Here is a 6,712-nt window from a genome sequence, read left to right as displayed (position 1 = left end):
TGTGGATAAAGTAACCTACTGCGAACCAAGCAGTCGGAGGTTCACTCTTACAAGATACGTCCTGCGCCCACTACTTTCTATTACTACAAAAGTTAATAGAAAAGAGACCGACGAAAGTCGGTTTTTTTATGTCTGAAATAAAGTGAATATGGAAAAGTAGTAAGCTACGAACCAGACGGTCGGAGGTTCACTCTTACAAGACACGTCCTTGCGCCCACCACTTTCATACATAAGCCGACATTAAGTCGGTTTTTTGTGCCTAAGATAAAGTGAATATGGGAAAGTAGCTAGCTACGAACCAGACGGTCAGAGGTTCAATCTTAAAAGATACGTCCTGCGCCCACTACTTTCTATTACTACAAAAGTTAATAGAAAAGAGACCGACGAAAGTCGGTTTTTTTATGTCTGAAATAAAGTGAAATTTAAAAATGTAGTAGGCTATGAACTAGGCGGTCGGAGGTTCACTCTTACAAGATACGCCCTGCGCCCAGCACTTTCATACATAGGCAGACACTAAGTCGGTTTTTTTGTGTCTGAAATAGAATCAAAAGGCTAGACTACGGAGAAAATACTCGAGATTTATCTAGTTTTGGCTTCATAAATTAGAGAGCAATTTCGGTTTGTATTATATCTAACTCGCCTTGGCGTATTTGACTAGTATTAAAAATAAGCCGTATGGATACTATAAGACTGTTAAATAAAAGTAACAAAGTTTAACGTTTACACACACATCCAAAAGGTCAAACATGCACACAATAAATAAAACAGCACTATCAATAGCCGTTGCGCTGGCTTGTTCAATGCCATTGAATGCTCAAGAAGCTTCTACGGATAAAAAGCAAGCGTCAGAAAAAGAAACAGTTTCATTAGAAGTCATTTCGGTAACAGCAACTAAGCGCAAAACAAGACTAATGGAAACACCTGTTGCCATTACAGCATTAACTGAAGCCGAGCTGAAAAGAAACGGTGTTAATAGCGTTAAGGATATTGCTAACTTAGTTCCTGGCTTAGATATTTCAACTGCAACAGATCAAGCTGCGCCGGTTATTTCTATGCGAGGTGTACGCTCTACCAATATTACTGAGCTTGGCGATCCGGCTGTGGGTGTTCACCTTGATGGTATTTACTCACCACGTATGCAAGGTGCCCTTGCATTGATGTATGACATAGACAGAGTTGAAGCACTAAGGGGCCCACAAGGCACCCTATTTGGTCGTAACTCAACGGTGGGTAGTATCAATGTTATTTCAGCAAAGCCAGAGTTTACCGACTTATATGGCAACGTTAGTATCGAAGCGGGAAACTTTAATAGTAAAAATATTGATGCCGTTTTAAATATTCCTATTAATGATGAATTTGCCGTTAGGTTTTCAGGAAAAGGCTTGAAACGGGATTCTTATTTAGAAGGGTATTACGATCCTAACCAATATGACTCAAGACGCTTAAGCGACGATATTCTTAATGCGCCGGTAATCTCTGAAGATTCTTATCAAGGTGTGGGTCAAACAATTACCCAACGAGAAAACTGGTGGATAGATGGCGCTGGCACAGATCCAGAAGCGCAAAAAGTTCGCGCACTAACACCAGCTGATAAAAGCAATTTTTACAATAATGCAGATGAATATTCATTTAGAGTTAGCACCCTATGGGAGCCTTTAGATGGTAATTTTTCAAACCACACCGTTTTTCAAAAGTATGTAAATGATAGCAATAACAACCTAGATTTAGTTAACTGCGATAAAATTCGCGGCAGAAGTGCTGAACTAGGTGGTGACTGCACCAACTTTTTACCCAGCGATAATACTTATCAGGCGGTTGTAAATGTACCCGGTAAGCTTAATTTAGACATTACGTACTTAAGAAATACCCTTAACTACGACATAAACGATGAATATTCGCTTGTCTGGTTATTGGGCTATGAAGATATGGAGCGCTCTTCAGCACAAGATAGTGAAGTAGGTTTAGACCCTTGGGATGGCGCAACTTACTTTTTAGACGGCACTGGCGCAGAATCTTTTTCAACTGAGCTGCAAATACAATCTGATGAATATGGCGACTTTATCTGGATTGCAGGTATAAATTACTTTCATGAAAGAACAAAAACCTTAGGTTATTACGATAATCCTATGGATGACAAAGCGTTTTGGGATCAACCCGATCGTTCTACCGATGCCCTCGCATTATTTGGTCAAGGTACATACAACTTAACTGAAAAGTTACACCTAACACTTGGCTATCGATTTAGTGATGAAACAAAAGAAGATAAAGGCGGAAGAACCTATCGCTGTTCTAATGCTGATGGCTGCGCCGTAGGTTGGTTAAATAGAACTGATTTAAATAACCTTCCTGTTGATTACTACGAAGACCCTTCTATTTATGCGTCGTACTTTGAAAACGACAATAAGGGAAGCTGGAAACACCATGATTTTCGTGTCGGTTTAGATTATGACATTTCACCTGAAACCATGGTTTATACCTATCTTGCCAGTGGCTTTAAAGCCGGTGGTATTGGTGATGTTTACGAAGTGGTAAACGACAGAACCGGTGACGTTACTCGTTTTGAAACCAAGTTTAATCCAGAAGAAGTACTTACTTGGGAATTAGGGGCTAAATCGAGCTTTTTTGATAACTCATTAAACTTAAAAGCGGCATTTTTCTATACTGACTACACCGATATGCAATATGCATCAGTAGGCTCTATCGGTAATGTTGAGCGCTTATCTGTAGTCGAAGATGAAGATGGCTCTCCCATTTTAGACGGTAATGGCGAGCCTGTTCTTGATTTTCAAAACAAACCTGTCATTGCTTATTACACACAAAATGTCCCTGGTTCAACAATAAAAGGGATTGAGCTTGAGTTTGACTGGAAGCCGTATCCAAATGGTCGAATTAGTGGTTACGTAACGTGGACTGATGCAAAAGTTACTGAAGATTGGAATACTAAATGGGACTACGACGCGGAGTATCTGTTTGATATTTCTTATGAAGAATCAAAAGATCCTGAAAACACCCTGTTAGCTACCAATCTTAAGGGGAATAACTTAGCAATGACCCCTGAGTTCACCGCCAATATAAGTTACACACATACACTTAACTTAGGAGAATATGGTTTTGTTCACGCATGGCTAAATGCCAGCTGGAAAGATGAATCGTACTCAACGGTATGGAATGTTGATAAACATTTAGATGACATGGATTTTCAAGTGCCAGATGAAGCAACAAAATATATCGATGATAGCCGCGATGCATTTGCCGTATTTAACGCCTCTATTAAGTATGAGCCGCAAGGACAAAACTGGTTTGCAGAAGTGTTTGTTAATAATGCCTCAGATGAAACTATTCAATACTGGAATAATACTGGCAAAGGGATCCCCAAAGGCAGCTTTGGCATGCCGAGATACTACGGCATGAGAGCGGGTTTTTCATTCTAAATAACCGAGTAAAAAATTACCCTCCTACAGTCTAGAGTACTGTAGGAGGTGCTTGATTAAATAAGGAATTTAATAATGAAAACGAAGCTAATTTCAACCTTGGTTGCTGGCCTTATAGTTATTTCACCCGCCACACACGCTAACTATTTTAAAGACGATTTTTCGTGGGGATTTGACACTCGTATTTGGAGTGCACGTAATGGCGATAATGGCTCGCCTTTTGGCTGCGAATTTACTCCAGGAATGATTAATCCAAGTCAACACGGCATCACGCTTTCCTTATCAGAAGGTGCGTGTGCTGAGCTGCAAAGTAATCACTTTTATAGTTTTGGTAAGGTACAAGGGAGTGTTAAGTCGGGCAATATCGCCGGTACCGTGTCTTCTATTTTTACTTACACCTCATGGTGGGATTCGCCAGGACGTGCATGGCAAGAGATAGATATCGAACTATTACCTTCTTTAGGCAATGTCGTTCATACCAATGTTATCTACCAGCCCCAAGGAGGCACATATCAAAGCTGGGAAGAGGATATTGATTTAAGCCAATTCGGGCTTGATTACAGAGGAAACCTATTAACCATTGGCTTCGACTGGTCTAGTTCATCAATTCGTTGGTATCTCTTCGACTCACAAGGAAACGAGAAAACAATTAGAGTGATGTACAAAGACAATGGGGATGGCGTAATAGCTAATAATGAAATTCCCAGCTATGCGTGGCCAATTGATAAAACAAAAATAATGATTAACCAGTGGAATGGTGACAACTCGACTCAAGGAAATTACTTTCCGGGTCAATACTACGGCAGCCCTTCATGGGCATATTATGATTTTATTGAATATATTCCACACTAAATTAATCAATCCGTATTTATAAAACAGTATTTAATCTCGAAGGTTTTAAATGTCGAAAATAAAACACCCTAAATTATTACTTTGCTTATTGCCTGTTTTTGGCATGTTCAACTGCCAAAATGTATTGAGTGCAGACAATCAGCAAGTTAATTGGCCTTATGTGAACACACAACTTAAGCGTGATCCTGGCGTTGAAAAACAGATTGATAAACTGCTCGAAACAATGACTATAGAGCAAAAAGTTGCGCAAATGATACAGCCAGAAATTGGCTATTTAACTGTCGAGCAAATGAAAAAGTATGGATTTGGCTCTTATCTAAATGGCGGGAATACCGCCCCTTATGGTAACAAACGAGCGGATCAAGCTACTTGGTTAAAATACGCAGATGAAATGTACCAGGCTTCTATGGATTCGACCATAGATGGTATTGCGATCCCGACGGTGTGGGGGACCGATGCCATGCATGGGCATAGCAATGTGTATGGTGCTACGTTATTTCCGCACAATATTGGCTTAGGCGCAGCGCGCGATGGCGATTTAATAAAACGTATAGGGCAAGCAACAGCAAAGGAAGTGTCGGCCACGGGTATTGAGTGGAGTTTTTCACCCACAGTAGCGGTTGTCAGAGATGATCGCTGGGGGAGAACCTATGAAAGCTATTCAGAAGATCCTGACTTAGTTAAATACTATGCGGGTAACATGGTGACTGGTATTCAAGGTGACATAGGCGCTGACTTTTTAAAAGGCAGTAACCGTATTGCCACCGCTAAGCACTTTGTGGGAGATGGAGGAACTGAGCGAGGTATTGACCGCGGTAATACGCTAATTGATGAAAAAGGGTTAAGAGATATTCACAGCCCGGGTTACTTTTCAGCGATTAGTGAGGGAGTGCAATCAGTTATGGCATCCTTCAATAGCTGGAATGGCAAACGTGTCCATGGCGATAAACATTTATTAACGGATGTACTTAAAAACCAGTTAGGTTTTGATGGCTTTGTTGTAAGCGATTGGAATGCGCATAAGTTTGTAGCAGGCTGCGATTTAGAGCAATGTGCGCAAGCAATTAACGCGGGCGTTGATGTGATCATGGTGCCAGAGCATTTTGAAGCCTTTTATCATAATACTGTTGAGCAAGTGAAAACGGGTGTTATACCTCAATCACGAATAGATGATGCTGTTAGACGTTTTTTAAGAGCTAAAATTCGCTGGGGTGTGTTTACAAAGGGTAAACCATCCTCGCGTCCTGAGTCACAATACCCGCAATGGTTAGGTGCTCCTGAACATCGAGAGCTTGCAAGAGAAGCGGTAAGAAAGTCATTAGTGTTATTAAAAAACAACAATAACCTGTTGCCAATAAACCCAACTAGTCATATTTTGGTTGCCGGCAAAGGCGCTAATGCAATCAATATGCAAGCAGGTGGTTGGAGTGTGTCTTGGCAAGGTACTGACAACACCAACAGTGACTTTTTAAATGCGACCTCTATTTTCTCAGGATTACAATCATCCGTTTTAAAAGCAGGCGGTGAAATAAGCTTAAGTGAGTCTGGTGAGTATAAAACCAAGCCAGACGTAGCCATTGTAGTTATTGGTGAAGAGCCTTATGCAGAGTGGTTTGGAGATATAGAACGACTAGAGTTTCAGCCTGAAACTAAACAGGCTCTCAAATTACTGCGTAAACTGAAGGCCGATAATATTCCTGTTGTCACCGTCTTTTTGAGTGGCCGCCCGCTTTGGGTAAATAAAGAGCTCAATGCATCTGATGCTTTTGTTGCTGCATGGTTGCCAGGCTCTGAAGGCCAAGGTGTTGCCGATGTATTACTCACTGACCAACAAGGGAATGCCCAGTTTGATTTTGTCGGTAAGCTGAGTTTTTCATGGCCAAAATACGATGAGCAATTTAATTTAAACCGTGGTGATGCCAATTACGATCCCTTGTTTGCGTATGGTTATGGGTTAACTTATCAAGACAGCATCAATATGTCCGCCTTAAGTGAAAAAACCACGCCTAGAAAGAACGTAAAAAGTAATGCCCAGCCTTTGTTTGTAAGAAGCTTAGCTAAAAACCTGACTTGGAAACTAACAGATAGCACAACAGCACACGTTTTAACGACTGGCTCATCGGCAACCAGTGGTGATAAAAAAAGCCTGCTCATGCAGTCGGTGAACTTGTCGTATCAAGAAGATGCAAGACAATTTAGTTGGCCATCTCAATTTGCTAATGCAACGCTGAGTCTAAGCTATTTAAAGCCTGAACTACTTGATAGCAAATTTAATAACGCCTATCTTGAATTAAAACTGCGGTTAGATAAAGCGCCTGAGCAAGACACTAAATTACAGCTTATGTGTAACGAAAGTAATTGTTTAAGAAGCATTAAATTTTCATCGTTAAACAAGGTAATGTCTGATAAACGCTGGCATACTTTGGCAA

3 protein-coding genes are annotated in these 6,712 nt (G+C 40.7%); all 3 read left to right on the top strand.

Translation table 11 applies throughout. The annotated features are described in order from the left end of the window. The first annotated feature begins 746 nt into the window (after positions 1-746). Positions 747-3,431 (top strand): TonB-dependent receptor, encoded by a 2,685-nt coding sequence (locus P20311_RS14715; protein WP_008114314.1) that lies wholly within the window; start codon positions 747-749, stop codon positions 3,429-3,431. Between the two features lie 75 nt (positions 3,432-3,506). Then, positions 3,507-4,283, top strand: a complete 777-nt coding sequence (locus P20311_RS14710) for a family 16 glycosylhydrolase (RefSeq protein WP_008114311.1) — start codon at positions 3,507-3,509, stop codon at positions 4,281-4,283. 49 nt (positions 4,284-4,332) lie between these two features. After that, on the top strand, positions 4,333-6,712 hold a 2,380-nt coding region (locus P20311_RS14705; protein WP_036985253.1), incomplete at its 3' end, for a glycoside hydrolase family 3 N-terminal domain-containing protein.

The sequence above is a fragment of the Pseudoalteromonas sp. BSi20311 genome (genome assembly GCF_000239875.1).
GTDB lineage: Bacteria > Pseudomonadota > Gammaproteobacteria > Enterobacterales > Alteromonadaceae > Pseudoalteromonas.
This window is presented reverse-complemented; position numbering and strand designations above follow the sequence as displayed.